The sequence below is a fragment of the Balneola sp. EhC07 genome (genome assembly GCF_001650905.1).
Classification (GTDB): domain Bacteria; phylum Bacteroidota; class Rhodothermia; order Balneolales; family Balneolaceae; genus Balneola.
On the sequence record NZ_LXYG01000020.1, the window covers coordinates 202,389 to 223,307 of the forward strand.

The 20,919-nt window shown below is 37.4% G+C and carries 16 protein-coding genes; 7 read left to right on the top strand and 9 right to left on the bottom strand.

The features are described from left to right. Nucleotides 1-28 precede the first annotated feature (28 nt). The 3 genes from A8B79_RS15370 to serS form a co-directional block, all read right to left on the bottom strand. Entirely contained in the window at nt 29-3,136 is a 3,108-nt protein-coding gene (locus A8B79_RS15370; protein WP_066224522.1) for an efflux RND transporter permease subunit, read from the bottom strand. A 1-nt stretch (nt 3,137) separates the two neighbouring features. Further along, nucleotides 3,138-4,205 carry an efflux RND transporter periplasmic adaptor subunit gene (locus A8B79_RS15375; protein WP_066224528.1) on the bottom strand — a complete coding sequence of 356 codons (1,068 nt, stop codon included), beginning with the start codon at nt 4,203-4,205 and terminating at the stop codon, nt 3,138-3,140. Between the two features lie 96 nt (nt 4,206-4,301). Further along, nucleotides 4,302-5,570 carry a serine--tRNA ligase gene (serS, locus tag A8B79_RS15380; RefSeq protein ID WP_066224531.1) on the bottom strand — a complete coding sequence of 423 codons (1,269 nt, stop codon included), beginning with the start codon at nt 5,568-5,570 and terminating at the stop codon, nt 4,302-4,304. A 170-nt stretch (nt 5,571-5,740) separates the two neighbouring features. Between serS and A8B79_RS15385 the strand changes: the two genes are divergently transcribed. From A8B79_RS15385 to A8B79_RS15400, 4 genes are all read left to right on the top strand, one after another. After that, nucleotides 5,741-6,220, top strand: coding sequence for an Lrp/AsnC family transcriptional regulator (locus A8B79_RS15385; protein ID WP_066224535.1), 480 nt, complete (start codon nt 5,741-5,743; stop codon nt 6,218-6,220). Between the two features lie 87 nt (nt 6,221-6,307). Beyond that, the gene (locus A8B79_RS15390; protein ID WP_066224537.1) at nt 6,308-7,609 is read left to right on the top strand and encodes a sigma-54 interaction domain-containing protein; all 1,302 of its coding nucleotides are present in this window, start codon (nt 6,308-6,310) and stop codon (nt 7,607-7,609) included. 46 nt (nt 7,610-7,655) lie between these two features. Next, on the top strand, nt 7,656-8,108 hold the full coding sequence (gene lptE / locus A8B79_RS15395) for an LPS assembly lipoprotein LptE (protein ID WP_235603773.1): 453 nt from the start codon (nt 7,656-7,658) through the stop codon (nt 8,106-8,108). A 47-nt stretch (nt 8,109-8,155) separates the two neighbouring features. Continuing rightward, nucleotides 8,156-8,758: a hypothetical protein gene (locus A8B79_RS15400; RefSeq protein ID WP_066224548.1), complete on the top strand. Its 603-nt coding sequence runs from the start codon at nt 8,156-8,158 to the stop codon at nt 8,756-8,758. An 11-nt stretch (nt 8,759-8,769) separates the two neighbouring features. Here A8B79_RS15400 and A8B79_RS15405 read toward each other — a convergent pair whose 3' ends face one another. From A8B79_RS15405 to pabB, 4 genes are all read right to left on the bottom strand, one after another. Next, entirely contained in the window at nt 8,770-9,399 is a 630-nt protein-coding gene (locus A8B79_RS15405) for an MBL fold metallo-hydrolase (RefSeq protein WP_066224550.1), read from the bottom strand. A 62-nt stretch (nt 9,400-9,461) separates the two neighbouring features. Further along, nucleotides 9,462-9,677, bottom strand: coding sequence for a 50S ribosomal protein L31 (gene rpmE, locus A8B79_RS15410; protein ID WP_066224552.1), 216 nt, complete (start codon nt 9,675-9,677; stop codon nt 9,462-9,464). Between the two features lie 68 nt (nt 9,678-9,745). Beyond that, entirely contained in the window at nt 9,746-11,245 is a 1,500-nt protein-coding gene (locus tag A8B79_RS15415) for a sigma 54-interacting transcriptional regulator (protein WP_066224555.1), read from the bottom strand. A gap of 59 nt (nt 11,246-11,304) precedes the next feature. Next, entirely contained in the window at nt 11,305-12,564 is a 1,260-nt protein-coding gene (gene pabB / locus A8B79_RS15420; RefSeq protein WP_066224558.1) for an aminodeoxychorismate synthase component I, read from the bottom strand. 74 nt (nt 12,565-12,638) lie between these two features. On the opposite strand from pabB, the gene A8B79_RS15425 reads away from it, so the two are divergent. Next, complete coding sequence (locus tag A8B79_RS15425; RefSeq protein WP_066224797.1) at nt 12,639-13,664, top strand: quinone-dependent dihydroorotate dehydrogenase; 1,026 nt, start codon at nt 12,639-12,641, stop codon at nt 13,662-13,664. Nucleotides 13,665-13,670: 6 nt separating this feature from the next. On the opposite strand, the gene porW is transcribed toward A8B79_RS15425, so the two are convergent. Beyond that, nucleotides 13,671-16,388, bottom strand: coding sequence for a type IX secretion system periplasmic lipoprotein PorW/SprE (porW, locus tag A8B79_RS15430; RefSeq protein WP_066224560.1), 2,718 nt, complete (start codon nt 16,386-16,388; stop codon nt 13,671-13,673). 37 nt (nt 16,389-16,425) lie between these two features. Next, the gene (pyk, locus tag A8B79_RS15435; RefSeq protein WP_066224563.1) at nt 16,426-17,859 is read right to left on the bottom strand and encodes a pyruvate kinase; all 1,434 of its coding nucleotides are present in this window, start codon (nt 17,857-17,859) and stop codon (nt 16,426-16,428) included. Between the two features lie 91 nt (nt 17,860-17,950). Between pyk and A8B79_RS15440 the strand changes: the two genes are divergently transcribed. Beyond that, entirely contained in the window at nt 17,951-19,375 is a 1,425-nt protein-coding gene (locus A8B79_RS15440) for a GWxTD domain-containing protein (RefSeq protein ID WP_082894217.1), read from the top strand. Nucleotides 19,376-19,378: 3 nt separating this feature from the next. Continuing rightward, on the top strand, nt 19,379-20,800 hold the full coding sequence (locus tag A8B79_RS15445) for a GWxTD domain-containing protein (protein ID WP_082894218.1): 1,422 nt from the start codon (nt 19,379-19,381) through the stop codon (nt 20,798-20,800). Nucleotides 20,801-20,919 lie beyond the last annotated feature (119 nt).

Sequence of the window (20,919 nt, forward strand, 5' to 3'; positions counted from 1 at the left end):
AAATACGATCTCTTATATACCAATTTCATCATGCTATTTGAGTTTCAAGTTCGTTTTCTGCTTTTTTTATCATTTCATCGCTGATCATATCATCTTTCGATTTTTCAGGTGACAAATAAGAGTACATTGCCGGAATCACATAAAGTGTTAAAAAGCTACCGATGATCAATCCTCCGATCACCGCAATTCCCATTGAAGTTCTGCTTTCTGCACCTGCACCAAGAGCTAATGCAATAGGCAAGATTCCCAACACTGTTGAAATACTTGTCATTAATATCGGACGGAAACGAGCAGCTGAGGCGTCCATAATTGCATCCATTATAGAAAGACCCTGAATCTGTCTTTGGTTTGCAAATTCTACAATAAGGATTCCGTTTTTAGTAACTAATCCGATAAGCATGATCATCCCGATCTGACTAAAAATATTCAGAGTTTGACCAAAGTACCACATACTTACCAAGGCTCCGGACAAAGCCAGAGGAACTGTAAGCATAATCGTAAACGGATCTCTGAAACTTTCGAATTGTGCAGAAAGCACTAAGTAAACCAATAGAAGTGCCAGAAAGAAAATAAATAATAAGCTGGAAGAACTTTCTACGAAATCTCTGGAAGGGCCTGATAAACTGGTCGAAAAGGTATCATCCAACACATTTTCAGCAATAATCTCCATGGCATCTATTCCATCCTGTATAGTTTTGCCGGGAGCAAGTGCCGCCGATACTGTTGCTGAAGCATATCTGTTATATCTGTACAGTTGTGGTGGGCTGCTTTGCTCTGCAACTTTCACAAGATTATCCAGTTGGATCAAACTTCCGGAACTGTTTCTCACATACAGACTTTTTAAATCAACCGGTTCGTTTCTGTTTTTTCTTTCTACCTGTCCGATTACCTGATATTGTTTTCCATTCATTATAAAAAAATCAAACCGCTGTCCACTTAACGAAAACTGTAATGTTTGAGCAATATCACGCACAGAAACTCCTAGATCCTGAGCACGTTCTCTGTCAATTTCTACCTGTAGCTCGGGTTTGTTGAATTTCAGATCCACATCCTGATAAGTAAAAGCAGGATCATTTCTAACCGCTTCCAGAAAATCCGGGATTACGCTTTTTAGTCGCTCAAAGTCCTGATTTTGAAGTACAAACTGAACCGGTAAGCCTCCTCTGCTGCTCCCGATGGTTTGTTCCTGAGATACAAAAGTCTGGGCTCCGCTCAATAGTTTTACTTTTTCTGTCAGATCATCGGCTACATCATTTTGTGAGCGATCTCTCAGTTCCGGATCCTTTAGAATAGAAAAAGCAAAACCTGAGTTTACAGAACTTGAAGCGCCGAAGCCCGGCGAGGTTACTGAAATAACAGATTTTGTTTCAGGGATACTATCCTGAACCAAAGTCACCAAACGGTCCATGTAATTATCCATGTACTCATAAGATGCTCCTTCGGGAGCCTGAGCAAACATTCTAACACGACTTCGATCTTCTAAAGGAGCTGTTTCCTGAGGAAGCGTACTCATCAACAAAAAGATCAATCCGCCACTGGCTAAAATAGTTAGAGGAGCCAACCATCTTCTTTTCATAAAAGATTGCAAAGAGCCTTTGTAAGCTTTATTCATTTTAATAAAGAACGGCTCTGTTGCAGCGTAGAATCTGTTCTGCTTTTCCCTTTTCTTTAGCAACTTGGTTGACAGCATAGGAGTTAACGAAAGTGCAACAAAGGAAGAGATCATAACAGCTCCGGCAATTACAACACCGAACTCCCTGAATAAGCGACCGGTAATTCCACCTAAAAACAGGATCGGCATAAATACTGAAACCAAGGCCGCAGTGGTAGCAATTACGGCAAAGAATATTTCTTTGGAACCCAATATTCCCGCCATCATAGGTTGTTGCCCGCTTTCTATTTTTGCATAAATATTTTCAAGCACCACGATTGCATCATCTACCACTAAACCAATAGCTAAAACAATTGCTAGCAATGTTAATACATTGATCGAAAACCCGGCTAAATACATGATAAAGAACGAACCGATAAGAGCGATCGGAATTACCAATACAGGAATTATAGTAGTTCGCCAGTCTCTCAGAAACAGAAAAATAACCGCTATCACCAGAAAGAAAGCAACGAAAATGGTTTGTTTTACTTCATCTATAGAAGCCCGAACATATGTTGTAGAATCAAAGCCAATTGCTGTTTCAATATCAGCGGGAAGGTCCTTCTCGATATTTTCTGCTCTTCTGTAAAACTCATCTGCAATATCGATCTGATTAGCACCGGGCTGAGGAATTAAAACCACTCCAACCATTGGAACACCATCTCTTTTTAAGATAGTACGTTCATTCTGGGGACCTAACTCGGCATATCCAATATCCCTCAATTTTATCGTACTTCCGGCTGTCTTCTTGACGATCAGATCATTGAATTCGTCAACATTCGTGATCCGTCCCATTGTTCGGACAGTTAGCTCGGTGAGATTCCCTTCAATTCTTCCCGAAGGCAATTCCACATTCTCACTTGTTAATGCATTTCTGACATCGATCGGTGTTAAGTTATATGCAGCCAGTTTCATCGGGTCTAACCATAATCTCATCGAATAGGTTTTATCTCCCCAGATCTGAACATTACTTACTCCCGGAATGGTTTGCACACGCTCTTTAAAATAATTCTCAGCCACTTCAGAAAGCTGCAACAGATTTCTGGAATCACTTTTGATATTGAAGAACAGAATAGGTCTGGCGTCTGCATCAGCTTTAGAAACGATCGGAGGATCTGCATCAGGAGGAATATTCCCTACCGCTCTGGATACTCTGGACCGAACATCGTTGGTTGCGGTTTCCAGATCCACATCCAGATCGAATTCAACCGTTACAGTACTTCTTCCTTCCCTGCTTACCGAAGTAAGATTCTTAATCCCGGCAATTCCGTTAATTTGATCTTCAAGAGGTTCTGTAATTTGAGATTCTATAACCTCTGCATTTGCTCCAATATAACTGGTACTAACGGTAACAATAGGCGGGTCGACAGCCGGGTATTCTCGGATAGGCAGATAATTGAATCCGATTATACCGAACAAGACAATTACAATTGAGAAAACGGTTGCTAAAACAGGTCTTCTAATGCTCAGTGAAGATAAACTCATATTATTCTCCGTTTACTTGCTTAACTGAAACCTGCATTTGTGGCCTTACCTGAAGCAGTCCCGTTGTTAAAACAGTATCTCCGATCTCTACACCTTCTGTGATTTGGATTTTAGACTCATTTCTTAAACCTGTAACCACACTTTGTGGATGTACTACCCCATCCTTCAACAAAAATACTTTTTGACCTTGTAACTCCGGAACCAATGAAATTGTAGGGATCATTTTGGCATTTTCGATAGTTTGAAGTGTCAGTTCCAGATCAGCAAAAGCTCCCGGAAGTAGCTTACCGTCAGGATTAGAACTCCTCGCTCTTACTTGTAATGTCCTTGTGTCTGAATCAATTCGTGGTTCTTTGGCATACACTTGAGCGACTAAAGGCTCTTCAATCCCCTGAACTGTAAATCTCACCTTGTTACCTACTTCGATTTGTGCGGCATATCGCTCAGGAATAGAAAAATCAATTTTGATAGGGTCAATATCCTGCAGAGTAGCAATTCTGGTATTCGGAGTTATGTAACTTCCGTCGCTTACATATTTAAGTCCTAATTTTCCGGTGAATGGTGCTCTGACCTCTGTTTTTTCGATCTGTGCATTGATCAACGACACTTCTGCTCTTAGAACATTTACTTCATTTAAAGTAGCGTCGTATTCCTCCTGACTGATGCCTCCTTTTTCTAGCAATTGCTTTTGACGCTTTTCCCGGTCTTCAGCCAAATTCAATCTGAAATCAGCACGTTTTAACTGAGCTTTCAGTTCACTGTCATTTATTTTTACGAGCAACTCCCCTTTTTTAACATCTTCTCCTTCACGCAAATATATTTCCTGAATCAGTCCGGAGCTTTCACTCGCTAATTCCACTTCTTCGTTTGAAGTCAGTGTTCCTGTCGTAAATATTTTGTTCTCAACGATATCAGGTTTTACTATATATACTTCCACATTCAGAGGGGCGGCACTACCGGAATTATTTTGAGAAGCCGTCTCTGATGCTTTTAAATAATCCTTTACTTTTGGAAAAGCCAAAAGCCCCAGAACTATAATTATCCCTGCTATACTTGCTGCTCTTTTCATTAAGTCATCAATTTATTGTTAATCAAATAAAGATAACTCTATTATTCGGAGAAGCATTCTTAAGCAATGCAAAGCCTTGTAAAACCCTGAATCTATTTACAGGTAATCACGCCCGATAAAACCTTTGAGAACTTCAGGAACTCTCACTTTACCGTTCTCTTCCTGATATGCTTCCAGAATAGCAGAAACAACTCTCGGGAGTGCTAATGCCGAGCCGTTGAGCGTGTGTGTCATCTCAATTTTTTTCTCTCCTTTTCTGTAACGTAGTTGCATTCTTCTGGCTTGGAAACTCTCAAAATTAGAACAAGAACTTACTTCCAACCATCGCTGCTGTCCCGGGCTCCAAACCTCAAGATCATATTTCTTACTTTGCGTAAAGCCCATATCGCCTGTACACATCAATAAAGTTCTGTATGGAAGCTCCAAAGCTTGCAGCAGTTTTTCAGAATGTTCTCTTAAACTCTCCAGTTCTTCGTAAGACGTCTCAGGCTTTACGATCTTTACCAGTTCAACTTTATCAAATTGGTGAAGACGATTCAATCCGCGAACATCCTTTCCGTAAGATCCTGCTTCTCTTCTCCAGCAAGGAGTGTAGCAAACGTATTTGACGGGTAGCTCACTTTCGGAAAGTATCTCATCTCTGTGAAAATTAGTAACCGGAACTTCAGCAGTTGGAATTGCGAAAAACTCATCTCTCGGAATCACATACATCATATCTTCCTTATCAGGAATTTGTCCTGTGCCGCGAGCTGAATCTTCATTTACAAAATATGGAGCCTGCAGTTCGGTATAACCTGCATTTCCGGCTTCATTTATGAAATAGTTGATCAAAGCGCGTTGAAGCTGAGCAACCGGACCAACATAAAACGGAAATCCTGCGCCTGTAACTTTTACTCCTCTTTCAAAATCTACCCATCCGTAGCGTTCAGTAATTTCCCAATGCGGTTTTCTCCACTCTTCTTTATTGGGTTCGCCCCATGTATCAAATGTTTCGTTGTCCTCTTCTTTAGAACCTACAGGAACAGAAGGGTGTGCAACATTCGGAATTTTAAGAAGCATATTTTCTCTTTCTTCGGCGAGAACTTTTAGTTCTTCTTCAAGCTCCTTTACATCTTCTTTAATTTGTGATGTTTCAGCTATGATCGCCTGAGCTTCCTCCTTCTTTCCCTGCCCCATCAATGCCCCGATCTGCTTAGCCTTGGCATTACTTTCAGTTCTTATTTCATCAACTTTTTGAACAAGGGTTCTCCACTGCTCATCTTTTTCAATTACCTCATCAACCAGAGAATTTGACTTCTCTCCTTTATTGAGCATTCCTTGCTTTACGGCTTCTTTATTTTCTTTGATGAACTGAATGTCTAACATTTGATCGGTTATTTAAAAGTTTGCGTTCAAAGATAAGACCTATTCTAATCTTCCTGAACCTTTTTTTTAAATTTCATTGTGAGCAAAATATTATCACTTTCATTATTGAAAACTTAAATTTTTAAGGATATCATGCTCATTGCAAATAATATTTAAGTTTATCAGTCAAAATGAGTCATTTATTAGATGATATCGATATTTCGATACTCAACCACCTCCAGGAAAATGGTCGCGCCCAGAGAAATCAAATTGCAGAATTAGTTGGACTGTCTGTGCCTTCAGTCTCTGAGAGAATGAGGAAATTAGAAGAGCGTGGATTGATCACCGAGTATAATGCCATTCTGAGTTCTAAAGATTTTCATTTTGATATTACTGCATTCATGTTTGTTGAAGTAGATGGCTCAGAGTATTACCCCGTTTTTGTGGAAAAAGCCCAACAAGAAAAAGAAATTCTGGAATGCCATTCTATTACCGGCGATGGTTCTCATTTTCTGAAAGTACGAACGAAGAATACCGGTTCTTTTGAGCGTTTACTTTCCCGTATTCAAGCATGGAAAGGCGTAAAAAAAACAAGGTCAAATCTTGTGCTTTCCAGTTTTAAGGAAACCAGAGCTTTACCTATCGAACAGGCTACCGAACTAATAAAATAGCTCTCAAAATTTATTGAGATTAAAGTTACTTGGTAATGCATTAATCGTTAAATTTACGTCAAAATGACAGACGAAATTATATAGTTAATGGACCGCGAAGTATTTCAGGAACAATTTGGGCTATTAGGAACTTCTCAGGAAATGCGCCATGTGATCGATAAGATCATGCAGGTTGCAAAAACTGATATTAGTGTACTGCTTCAAGGAGAAAGTGGTGTCGGTAAAGATGTTACAGCCCGCGCTATTCATGCTTTAAGCGAGCGTAAAAGAAATAACCTTATCATTGTTAATTGTGGAGCCATTCCCGAAGGCATCATTGAAAGTGAGCTTTTTGGACATGAAAAAGGTGCGTTCACAGGAGCCAATGAAAGCCGTGAAGGATATTTTGAGAAAGCCAATGGTGGAACCATTTTTCTGGATGAAATTGGCGATACTCCGAAAAATGTTCAGGTTAAACTTTTACGTGTACTTGAAAACGGAGAATTCTTTCGTGTTGGATCAAGTAAAGTCCAAACTACTGATGTCCGTGTAATTGCAGCTACCAATCTGAATCTTTGGAAACTTGTTCAGGATGGTTCATTCAGAGAAGATCTCTACTATCGTTTAGACACCGTTCAAATTCATCTTCCCGCTCTCCGTGAAAGACAAGAAGACGTTGTTCCTATATTCAGAAAGTTTGTTCAGGAATTTTCAGCGAAATATGATTCCGTTTTCAAAGGGTTTTCTGATGAAGCCAGAGAATTACTTATCTCCTATCGTTGGCCCGGAAATATCAGAGAGCTGAAAAATGTAGCTGAACAACTTGTTGTACTTGAAAAATCTCAATTCATAGATGTAGAACGTTTACAGAAATATCTAAAGGGAAGGCAACGACAAGGCTCTGCCGATAACTTACCAATGATTCCGAATGGTGAGGAAAAAAGATCCGACTCTCAGAATGATTTTGAAAGAAGAGATCGTGAACTGGTTTATCGAGCTTTAGTTGAATTGCGAACAGACATCTCTGATGTTAAGAAGATGCTTGCCAACTTTATGTACTCAAGTATGTCGAGCAAAGACATTAAAGCTTTGCCTCCGGCCTTACAAAGCAACATGGAAGAATCTGATGTTTCTGAAATGAAAATTAATCTTAACGAGCATGCAACACTAGGGATGCATGAGATGCCCGGAGATGAAACTAAAGCTGAGAACGAAGTTCAGGAAAGTGAACAATCTGCATTGGTTAATTTCTTTGGTGGTGACGAGATACCTTCTATCGAAGCAACTGAGCAATTCTTAATAAAACAAGCTTTGGACAGATTTGACGGAAACAGAAGAAAAGCATCCGAGACTTTAGGAATCAGTGAGCGAACACTTTACAGAAAACTAGATCAATACGGACTTGCGTAAAATTATAGTCATATCATTTTTAGCCTTAATTTCTTTTTCAAGTTGTTTGAGATATAGTTTTACAGGAGCATCTATTCCTCCCGGAGTAAATACCATATACATTCCCTTTTTTGCTGACAGATCCAGAAGTGGGCTTGGAGATTTGAGTGACCGCTTAAATCGAATTCTCATTGATCGTTTCATCAATCAAAGCAAACTGCAACTTGCAAGCTCCGAAGAAGATGCCGATGCTATTCTGGATGGATTTATATCGAGCTACAGTAACAGACCTTTTAGCATCGGTGGAAATGAACAAGCTGATCAGAATCAGGTACAAATTACTGTAAGTGCTAGTTTTTTATATACTAGTAATAGCGAACCGGAATGGGACAAGCCCTTTAACGGCTCTTTCACATTCGATCCAACCGAAGATCCTATTTCGGGTGAACAAAGCGCCGCTGATGAAGCTCTTGAACAAATTGCTAACAGTATGTTCAACGACGCGGTAAGTAATTGGTAATGCTTTTGAATCTAAGATCATCATAGCGTATTATTGCAAACCAAATAATGGCAGAATTACCTTTCAACATACCACAGTCGCTTCGTTCTTTTAATGAACGATTTGAGAAAAATCCTAAAACAGGGATTACCAAATTAAGCAGGCATCTTAAAAAAAGAGGTCCTGATGCTGTCGGGCATTTTCTCTTAGCTTGGTTTTATCATTTAGATGATCAAAACTCCCTGGCTATAAAAGAAGCTTTAAAGGCAAAAACATATGCCCCCGGAAGTCCCTTAATGGAACATCTGCATTATTTTTTGGTTCATCCCGAAAAATTTGAAGCTGCTGTTCCGGTAAAAAGTTATTCCTCGTCAAAAAAGCTGAATCAATCGAACAGAAAATCTCCGATCCTGGATTTGGATAGTTTGATCGCTATGCTTGAAGCAGTAGAATCCAAAAGAATTAAAATTCCTGCTGAGGGAGAGCCGTTTGATGATACTGATCTGGCTAAACAAGCCGAAGCTGTAGATGATATTATATCAGAAACACTCGCGAAGATTCATGTGGTTCAAGGAAAGAAACAACAAGCGATTGAAATGTATCATCAGCTTAAAGAAATTAATCCTGACAAATCAGATCACTACCAATCAGAAATTGATAAGTTAAACTGAATTCAGATTGTTTAACCTTTCACAAAAGGGTTACCTGCTTTCTCAGCTTCAATAGTGGTTACAGGTCCATGGCCAGGGTAAACCTTGGTATTTCCCGGTAAAGTATACAGTTTTTCTTTAATGGATTGTTCCAGCACTTCGAAACTTCCTTGATACAAATCTGTTCTGCCAATACTTCCATTGAATAAAGCATCGCCTGCGATTACAAAACCTTCATCTTTAAAATAAAGTGAAGTATGATCGGGAGAGTGACCGGGAGTGTATAAACATTCAAACTCAAATCCTCCCACTTCAAATTTTTCATCTTTTGGTAAGCTTTCAGGAGTAAAAGAAAAGGCAACCTGATTGAGACCAAACATAGTGGCCTGACTTCCAAAATTGTTCCAAAGAAAAAGATCATCGGTGTTTACATACACTTTCACATCATGATCTTTTAACACTCTTTGTAAACCCAAAACGTGATCTACGTGAGCATGCGTAAGTACTATTGCATCCAAAGTTACTTCTTTGAGAGCGCTCTGAAAGGATTGGTATTCTGTTTCGTTTGAGAATCCGGGATCGATAAGAATGGCAGAATCTTCCTGAATGAGCAAGTATGTGTTTTCTGCGAAAGGTCCTACTTCAAAAATTTTAATGTCCATAGACGTATATAAAAAAAGGATGCTACCAGTTACAGTGCATCCTTTAATTCAAAAAAATAAACTTACTTTTTCTTGTCGTACATGCGCTTAAAGCGATCCACACGACCTGCTTTAGCAGAAAAGTTGTTGTTTTTGGTATAAAAAGGGTGATTTTTAGAATCTACCTCACTTTTGTAAATACCGTCTTTAGTGTTCATAGTACTTCTGGTTGTTACCTCAGTACCGTCACTCATGACAACTGTAATTTCTTTGTAATCTGGATGAATACCGTTTTTCATAATACTGGCTGTTTCGAATTTTTCAAAGGCTTTAAATATAAGATTATATCTGAGCTAATTCAATCATTTTATATATCAAAATCATCATCATCATTTAAGCCGCTAATTGATGAAAACATAGAGCCTAACATATCTGTATATAAAGCCTCGTCGTCTAAGTCCTGCTTACTGAGAAGCGAGTTTTGGTGCATGGCTTCTAATACCAGATCCATCCAGGAATAAAATTCATCTTTATCAGCGTCTTTAATGTGTTTGCTTACCAGGTCTTTGAGTCCGCCCACACCATCCAGTGCTTTCTTGTATTCTTTTGCTGATAATGTGTCGGGCAAATTCACTTCATTTCCCTGAGCAAACCAGTCGGTGATCGGTTTATACATTTCTTTAACATTTTCAGCCTTGCTTTGTGGGTCGGGAAACACTTTTTTGAATGTCTTATTTATTGCCTTTCCAACAATATGTTTGGCAACACTTATTGCTCCCTCCTGTTCACCTTCATAAACCAATTCAAGCTTTCCGGTGAGAGCCGGTATCATGTGGAAAATATCGGCTATTCTAATCTGTGCTGTATTTTCATTATTGATCACCGCTCTTCTTTCAGCAGAAGAAAAAACCTGCTCCATGGCAGTAATGGTCATTCTGGTAGACACTCCACTTTTTTGATCGATATACTCAGAGTTGCGAGCTTCAAATGCTGTTTGCTCTATGATCTCCCTGTAGATCTCCGGAATTGATACCTTTACAGAATCATCTCTTTCTTGCCACGCCTCCTGACTGGTTATCTTTAAGCCTGTTTCAATTTCGCGAGGATAATGAGTAATTATCTGAGCATCAATTCTGTCTTTTAAAGGAGTAATGATGTTCCCCCGGTTGGTATAATCTTCCGGATTAGCAGAAAAAGCCATGGATACATCAATTGGCATTCGGATGTTAAACCCTCTGATCTGAATATCTCTTTCCTGCATTATGTTCAGTAAGGCAACCTGAATTCTGGGCTGTAAATCGGGTAATTCATTGATCACAAATATTCCCCGGTTTGTTCTTGGGATCAGTCCGTAGTTGATCACATTTTCATCGGCCAGATCTAATTTTTTGGTTGCTGCTTTTATAGGGTCAATATCTCCAATAAGATCGGCGACTGTTGTATCCGGAGTTGCCAGTTTTTCTCCATATCTGTAGGAGCGGTGAAGCCAACTAATTTCAGTTTCTTCACCTTTTTCTTCAATAAGGTTTCTCGCAAATTTTGAGATCGGGTTAAAAGGATCATCATTAATAACCGAACCTTTAACGACCGGAATATATTCATCCAAAAATTGAACCAAAGATCTTAATATACGGGTCTTAGCCTGGCCTCTTAATCCCAACAAAATCATATCGTGTTTTGATATGATGGCGTGCTGAATTTGAGGGACAACCGTCTTATCATAGCCAATAATACCAGAGAAAAGCTTTTCACCGGTTTTTATCCCGGATATCATATTTTTTCTTAACTCATCTTTAACTGAAAGAGATTCCCAGCCGCTTTCTTTGAGTTCTTTTAGCGTTGAAATCCTATTGTGCAAATCATTCATAAATATCCTATTTAATCAATTAACCGAGATCAATAACTCTTCATTCACCATATCAAAAATTAGTCTGAAATATTTGTGAGTGCTTTGGCTTTCAGTAAAGTTTCTTCCCATTCTAGTTCTGGTATAGAGTCTGCTGTTATAGCACCGCCAACAGGATAAACCAGCTTATTACTCTTTATTAAGGCCGTTCTGATAACAACGCTAAAATCGAAATCATTTTCAGGATCAAAATACCCAATGGCTCCAGAGTACACTCCTCTTTTATAGTCTTCAATTTCTTCAATTGCTTTCATTGCTGCGATCTTTGGTGCTCCGGTCATTGAACCCATCGGGAAACATGCTTTTAATATGTCTATAGGATCTACTGCTTCTTTTACTTCTGCTTCAATTGTTGAAACCATCTGATGAACAGTTTCAAAACTTTGTATTTCAAAAAGCTTTGAAACTTTTACAGAACCCTCTTTTGCTATTTTACTTAAATCATGGCGAACAAGATCAACGATCATCAGATTCTCAGCTCTCTCTTTTTCAGAATTACTTAGTTCTTCAATTTGTAAACTGTCTTCCTCTTCAGACCTGGAAACCGTTCCCTTAATTGGTTGAGATATTATTTTATTCCCTTTCTTTGATAAAAACCTTTCCGGGGATGCAGAACAAATTTCTAAACCATTAAACTTTATGTAACTACCAAATGGAACCGGTCCGACCGCTTTCATTTTCTTGTAAAGATCCCAGGCTTGTCCTGTTAATTTAAACTCAAGTGGATGAGAAATATTTATCTCATAGAAATCTCCTTCTCGAATCGAGTTTTGAGCAGTAATTATTTTCTCCAGATATTTTTCTTTTTCCAGTTGATGAGTAGAGATAATAGAAATCTCGCCTTCAATTTCAGTCATTGGAAGATCTTTGCTTAACTCACCTTTAATAACCTCCACTCCATCATCCGAAATCTTAAATACTAATTCCGGTATAAAGAAGTAAAGATCCGGAGCTTCCAATGATGCAGGATTCTCAGAAACAAGGTCTTCTATCGAATTTTTAAGATCGTACCCCAAAAATCCAAACATCCATTCCTCTGGATACTTTGTCCTAAAATCCTGAAAAGCATCCCATGGGTTTTTCTCCAGTTCTGCCACGCTCCCGTTTTTAAGGAGATGAATTTTGTTTCCATATGCTCGTATTGAGGCTTTAGAGCCCACAGCAATAAATGACGCAGTGCTGGAAGGATGGTTTTTCATCTGAGATTCTAAAAGAATAAAATCTTCATTCTTAGAATAGTGACGATGAATGGATGATATTATTTGGTCTTTATCAGTCATATAATGATGAAAGAATTATAAGAGTTATCCATCATTTTTTTCAGCGATTTCTTATTATTGTCAGAAATAATTTTATGCTATATAAAAGCCTGATCAAACCACTTATTTTTAAGAAAGATGCGGAACAAGCTCATGATCTTGCTTTAAAAATTTCAGGTGCCACCAACCAATCTGTTATACTCCAAAAACTAGCTTCTCTGTTATATGGGGGAGGAACAGATCTTGAGAGAGAATTTTGGGGACTCAAGTTTAAAAACACAATCGGCTTAGCCGCAGGGTTCGATAAAAACGGACGTACTCCAAAAGCTATGCAGGCACTGGGATTCGGCTTTATAGAGATAGGAAGTATTACCGCAAAGCCCTCAACCGGAAATCCAAAGCCCAGAGCTTTTCGACTTCCCAAAGATCACTCTTTGATCAACAGAATGGGATTGAATAATGAAGGTACTGATGTAGTAGTAAATCGTTTACGATCACAAAATTTAGACATCCCGCTTGGTATTAATATCGCTAAGACCAACGATTCTGCGATCCACGGCAGAGATGCAATTTTAGATTATGCTTACAGTTATGAGAAAGCTCAAAATGTAGCCGATTATATTACAGTAAATATCTCATGCCCAAATACCGGCGAAGGCAAAACTTTTGAAGACTCTGAAGCGCTGACATCGCTTTTAAAAGAATTAGATCCCTCATCAAATACAACTCCAACACTGGTTAAGTTTTCAGTTGATACCAAACCTGAAGTGCTATCTAAGCTTGTTGAGATATGTGAAGGCTTTGGTATTGACGGATATGTTGCTACGAATACTTCTTCAAACAGAGAAGATTTAATTACTTCAAAAGAGAGATTAGCCTCTATTGGAAACGGTGGACTTAGTGGCTCGGCCATAGCCAAAAAAAGTGACGAAATAATTCTAACTCTTTATGAAATACTCCAAGGTTCAAAACCAATTATTGGAGTTGGAGGCATCGATAGTGTTGAATCTGCACAAAGAAAAGTTGATGCAGGTGCTGATCTGCTTCAGGTTTATACCGGACTAGTTTACGAAGGTCCGGGTTTAATCCGAGGTTTAAAAAAAGGAATAAAGTTTAGATGACTTATACTATTTCAATGGAAATCGAAATTTACATTGAAACTGTATTGCTTCCCCATCTATAATTAAAGGCTCAAAGGTCAGGTCATTTTCGATCGCAGAGTTAAAAGATCTCTCTATACTTTCATCAACCTCTTCAGAAACCATGTTATATTCTTCCACTACTCCCCTCTGGTTCACGTTTAGCAGATAAATAACTTGATCGTTTTCGGAAGTACTATATTCTATTTTGCTTAAAAAATCTTCCAAGCCACCTCTGATCAATGGCGTTGGTTCAAGTTCGCTGCAAAACAGGTTTACACCAGAACTAACGGGTTCATTCTTTATTTCGGGATTTCCCTGACCCTCGGGTTCATTTTCTACCGGTTTCTGCAATTCATTTTTTAAAACTCTAACCCTTGGAAGCAACTTAGAATTTCTAAAATTCGATATAAACAGATCTAAATTAATTCTGGCTTTATCCCAATATTCCCCCCGATATGGAAACGAATCAGAGAAATCCGGTTCATCTAAAGTTGAATCCGCAAGTTGTTTAAATTCTATTCTTTTCGATTCGCTCAAGGAATCATCTTTCAGACTTATTTTAGCTGAGTCCTGAAGTATCTTAAAATCCTTCTTTTCTTGATCCCAACTTTGTTTTTGGCTAATCCAGTTTGTGTAATTTTCCAGATAAATCTCTCGTTCTTTTGCCAGATTTATATAGATCTGAGTAGCATCGAAAAGAATAGAAGCAGATTTTATATTGTTGGTGTTTTCTAAGGCTAGTTTCGTACTTTTTTCTGCTAATTCTTCTCTTGTAAGCAAGGTATCTGCTTTAAATTGCCTGTACCGTTCTGCTAGCTCGATATCATTTGAGTCGGACCCATCCACTTTTTCAATACCATATTTTTCTGCAACTCTATCTGCATACCGAGAATTTGGGAATTCCATTACAAGTTTTTCCGCATTTTTAATGGCTTCTTCCTCATTTCCTTGTAAGCTCTGAATTTCAATTAATGAATAATAGGAAATCGGAATCTCTTTGCTTTCAGGATAATTTTGAATTACATCAATAAAATACACTTTAGCGCTGTCAGGCATTTCAAGAGAGATAAAAAACAGATTACCCAATTCATATTTAAGCTTAGCTATTTCATTTTTCGCTTCAATCTTTTTTGATTCCTGAAAAGGCACTTCCGATAAATCCACTGATGTTTGGATGTTGGCAAAAGTTCTTGATTGTTGATTAACTTGTTCTCCTTCATTAGCATTCTCAATTCCCGAATCAGAAGATGTCATCAATTCTCTGACTCTCCAATTATCTACAAGAGGTCGGTCCCCCCAAACAGCTATAAATTGATTCCTTGCATTAGCTTGAAGATTAGGACTATTCACATTCAGGAAACCATTCCGCTCTGTATTGGTAGCCGTTTCAGAATTACTGGAAACATTTATCAATGTATTATTTTGTTCTCTTAGGCTTTTTCTTTCTTCCTCTATCTCCTTTAGTTTCCTTTTTTTGATTTCTGCAACTAATGAGTCTAACTGAGGTTGAGACAGGTTTGAAACCCAAAGTAAACTATCCCTGTAATGAAGTTCGTTTTTTAATCTGGCGTATTCACCAAAAGAGAGAGCGAGTTCTTTGGCATTATAATTTTCCGGTAACTTTTGAGCAGAAGCATTTTGTCTTGCTGATGTATCATAGTATGCCGCAGCTAATTCAAAATCATTATATCCGTACCTATAGATTTCAGCTAACTCATAATATGTCAATGCTTTTGTTTCAGTGCTTGGCCTATCAACTTTATTGTTTAATAATCTTTTATACACATATACTGCTTCTTCAAATTCCCCTTGTTTCTGGTAAGTTTTTGCGATCTCGTAATCCAATTCTGTTTTGAATTCGGTGTTTTTATCATCTCTAACCATTTTGTTGAATGTACTTAACGCCGATTCATTATCACCTAAAAGCCTCGCTGTTTCTGCTCTTTTCCGCAGAGCTAAATATTGAAGATCATAATCAACATAAAAATTTTCTACATTTCTGTAAGCATTATAAGCGTCTCTGTAATTTCCTTTCCGCTCATAAAGTTGTCCCATTAAAAAGTATCCCCTTTCTTTATACTTCTTTTTGCTGAGGCTTGGTAGTGATTCACTAAGATGATCAATCGCATCTTCCAAATTCTCTTGCTCCACATAGTATTGAGCAAGTATGATCTTCAATTCTGCTTTTTTGTTTGTTTTCCAAATACCTTCCCGCTCCAAAAGCTGCTCATTGATGTATTGTATCCCTTGTCCATAGAGTTCCATCTCAAGTAAAACTCTGCTTCTCCATAAAATGGATTCCTGAATAAGCTCTTCATCGCTGGTTGTCAGGGCTATCTCCTGAAACTTTTGATCTGCTGAAAAATATTCCTCTTTAAAATAATATGACTTTCCGATCAAATGCAGAGAGTTATCTACCCATTTCGAATCTTCATATTTTCTTAAGATCTCTGCTCCCTTTTCAATGGCTTTGTCAAAATCTTGTGCACCGGCATTTATGGGTGTTTCATGAATTCGGATAGGTTGCTGTGGATTATAATTGACTTTGGAATCTAAAACCTTTTGAACACCTGCGTTATAGCTTTTTTTGGCGTTATAATAGGTATTATAATATGCAGTGAAGTTCCCCCAACCAGACTTTAACCCTGATCCGCATCCAAGAAAAATAATACTTGTTAGTAAAAGTAAGAGTCCTTTTTTCATACAAAAATTTCTAATATCAAACTCAAAACTACATGTTTTATTCTATTGTACTAACTTTTATCATATTCGTACTACCTCTTTTTGCAATTGGTATTCCTGTTGTCAATATGGCTCTGTCTCCTTTTTTAACAAAACCATTTTCTTTCAAGAATTCTTCCATTAATTTAACACCCATATCTGTATCAAATATTTTTTCTACCCTTACCGAATAAACTCCCCATACCAGATTAAGTTGTCTTCTTACTTTTTGACTTTCAGTAAATGCTATAATTGGTGCGTTTGGTCTGAACTTTGCAATTCTTCTAGCGGTACTTCCTGAATTTGTAAGTGTTCCAATAACTTTAGCTTCAACATTTTCAGCGATACTTACACAGGAATAAGAGAGACTTTCTACAACCTGTTTTTCTTTCCATTCCGGTTTATCAAAAGCTAAGCTATTGTACAAATTTGTTCGATTTTCTTCTACTTTTCGGCAGATTTTATCCATCACATTTACTGCCTCAAGAGGATATTTTCCTGATGCGGTTTCTCCTGAAAGCATAACTGCATCAGTTCCATCAATAACTGCATTTGCAACATCTGAACTTTCAGCTCTTGTTGGTCTGGGATTATTGATCATCGAGTCCAACATTTGAGTTGCAGTAATTACAGGCTTTCCGGCCATTCTGCATTTTTCGATCAAAGTTTTTTGAACTATCGGAACCTCTTCTGTCGGAATTTCTATTCCAAGATCACCTCTTGCAACCATGATTCCATCACATTCTTCTATAATCTCATCTATTACTTCCAAAGCTTCCGGCTTTTCAATTTTAGCAATAATTGAAGCGTTACTTCCTGCTGCCCGAACTCTGGATACGACATCTCTTATATCTTTTGCGGAACGAACAAAAGAAAGTGCGATTATATCTACATCCTGACTTATACCAAATTCTAAATCAGTAATATCTTTTTCAGTCAACGCCGGAATGGAGATCTTTACATTTGGAAGGTTGACCCCTTTTCGGGATTTAAGTAATCCACCAACTACAACTTCTACATTGAGTTCTTTTTCATTTTTGGAGATCACTTTGAATTCAAGCAAGCCATCATCCAATAATATTTTGTTGCCTACTTCTGCTTCTTTTACAAGATCAGGGTAATCGATTGGGATCTTTTTTGGAGTACCTTCGATATTCTCACCGGTTATTACAATTGAGCTACCCGTTTTAAGAACCTGCCCCCCATTTTTCATTGTACCTACACGGATTTTTGGTCCTTGCAAATCCATCAAAATTGGAATACTGTACTTATTAGCTTTTGCAACTTTTCTGATATGACCAATAACCTGAGCGTGATCTTTATGGGTTCCATGCGAAAAGTTCAACCGTGCAACATTCATTCCATGCAATAGTAAATCTTCTATTCCCTTTTCTGAATTGCAACTAGGCCCAATTGTACAAACAATCTTGGTTCTGCGTCTTGTAGATATCATATAATTATTTAAATAGCTTTTTGTTATACTAAAGATAACCGATTTGTCGTTATCATTTCGGATTGTTTTTATTCAATATTATATAGCTAACATGAATAATCTACCCACAAAATATATTTTAAAAATTTTACTAGCACCGTTGATTTTATTCGCTGCTTGTTCTAATTCTTATGTTAACAACATTGACAAAGGCGCCGGTTATAAATACATACCCGGATATCCTGAACTAAGAGTAGTAGCATCGGGATTTATTGAACAAGATAACACGGCTTCAATTAATATAGCGAGCGAAATAGTTGAAGGAAGCTTGGTATTCAAAAGAAAGAATGCTGTTTATCAGGCAGAGGGTATTATTGAGTATCAAATCATCGACTTAGACAATTCCAAGAATGTGGTTAGCACTCAGCAATTTCCGGTTGTTCTAACCGACTCTTCAAATAAACTCTCTTTTAGTCAAAACACACATAAAGTTGAACGAGATTTTAAAGTTACTCCGGGAAGTTTTAGAATCGTAACCACTTTAACTGACAATAATACCGGTAAACAAATAGAACGAACCTCCAATGTCTATATACCCGATCCCGATGGAGATGTTAATAACATTACTAACATCAAAATTCTAAGCAAAAAAACTCTTGAAAATGCTTCCTACGATCCGGTTACAACGTATGTAATTCAGAACGATTTTGACTCTTTAAAATTTGTATTCCAGATTACTAATAACAGATCTACTGATCCTCTTACCATCAATACCCGATTACTTAAATTTGAGTCTGACACTTCTATTGCCCGACCTATGAATTTTAACAACTACGGTCCAAGTAGTATTGAATATAAAGGAATAGAATACTCTGATGAAATCGAAGTTAACACGAATAGACGTGTTTTGACAAATCAGGGAAACGTAATGATAGAGTTTACATTTCCAAATTTAGACAGAGGCAATTACAGATTTGAAGTTTCATCAGAATTAGACACCGAAAACGAATTATATAAAGCGAGGGATTTTTCAATCAAGAGTAAAAATTACCCCTCACTACGAACTCCTAAGGAACTTGCAAAACCTCTTTATTACTTAATGTCAAAAGATGAGTATGAAGAACTAATGGAAATAGAAGATGATACTGAATTAAAAAAGGCAATAGATAGATTTTGGCTTTCTAATATAAATAATTCGCAAATAGCTAAAAGTGTAGTAGAATTATACTACCAAAGAGTAGAGGAAGCGAATAAACAATTCTCAAATTTTAAAGAAGGATGGAAAACAGATCGGGGCATGATGTACATTTTATTTGGCTCTCCTTGGTACGTCGATGTTACTTTAAATCGAACAGTTTGGAGATATTCTTACAATTCTTCTGACCCGGAAAAAAACTTTGTATTCGTGGCTCCAAAACTGAAAAATAAATTCTTCCCCTTTGAAAATTACTTACTAGAGAGATCCTCAGATTATTATACGGTTCAATACCAGCAAATTGAGTTTTGGAGAACCGGACTAATTATGAAAAGACTATAACTTATGAAAAAATTTCACCTACTATTAATCCTACTTTGCTTTGCACCATTTACCTTTATGTGCAACAATGCTTATCTGGATGAAATAGGAAGAGGAAATGATACAGAATTCAAACCCGGATATCCGGAAACCAGAGTTTTTATTGGTAGTACATTTGATCAGTCTTCAGATAAGAACTTACTGATAGCAGGCGAAGTTGTTCACAGCAGTTTAATCTATAAGTTCAAGGAAAATCAATTTAGTGCACATCTGGACGTTAGCATTGATGTTGTTGATCTGGCAGAAAAAAAAGCCAAAAACACTCCTCCAATTACTTTTCCCATTGAAGTAACTGATGTCAGAACCGATATACTGGTAAGTGAAGGAGTAAAAAGATTTAAGAAACTTGTGCCTATTGATCCCGGTAAATATTCTATATCAGTTTCGGTAACGGATCTTACGTCTGAGAAAACTACAAAAACTACAAAAGAGGTAATAATCCCAAGTCCGGATGACGGAAAAAGCTTTTTAACTGACATTCAAATGGTTGGAGTATTAAAACAGGATAATGAGACTATTTATGAGGACCTTGTCTCATATCATATTTCTGATAAATACGACTCTCTCCGATTCAAATTTCAAGCTAATAACAAATCTCTCGATGATCTGATATTACGTACTCGACTTTTAAAGTTTGACTCTGACACTTCCGTATCCAGATCTATAGGAGATCGCAGGTATAATAGCTCAAGTATAGAACATTTGGGAATTACTTATTACGACGAAGAATTATTGGAAAGCAGAAGACGTGTTTTAGTTAATCAAGGAAATGTTTCTGTATTTTTTAACTTTGCAAATCTGGAACGTGGAAACTACAGGTTGGAAGTAGAATCTACAGATACTGATGGGAAGGAGATTTATAAAGCCAGAGATTTTTCAATAAAAAGTACAAATTTCCCTGCGCTTATAGATGTAGATGAGTACGCCGCCCCTTTAGTTTACTTGATGAGAAAAAAAGACCATGAAGAGCTAATGTCTATTAGTGACCCAAGATTAATGAAAATAGAAATGGATAAATATTGGCTTAAAGGAATAGAAAACAAAGCTAAAGCCAGTCAGATTATTGAACTTTTCTATACAAGAGTAGAACTAGCAAATAAACAATTTTCAAATTTTAAGGAAGGTTGGAAAACAGATATGGGGAGAGCCTTCATATTGTTCGGACCTCCATTATATGTAGACTATCAAATTGACGGTATGAGATGGATATATCCATTTGATTCGGGAAGCCGGAATGTCTCAATAGTGTTTCAAAAAAACAAACAAGAGACAAAACACTTCCCTTTTGATCACTATCTTATAGAACGAGACCAATCGCTATCTAATTTAGAATATAAGTACATACAAGCATGGAATGATGGCTCCATACTTTTCCTGAACCAATAACCAAATTCATAAGGGTTTTATAGGCTGAAAAAAAGGATAAAATGTTTGTTTTTAGTTCCCTTTTTATCCATATTTAAAGCTTGTAAATACGGCTCAATGCCGTTTATTATTAACTAAAT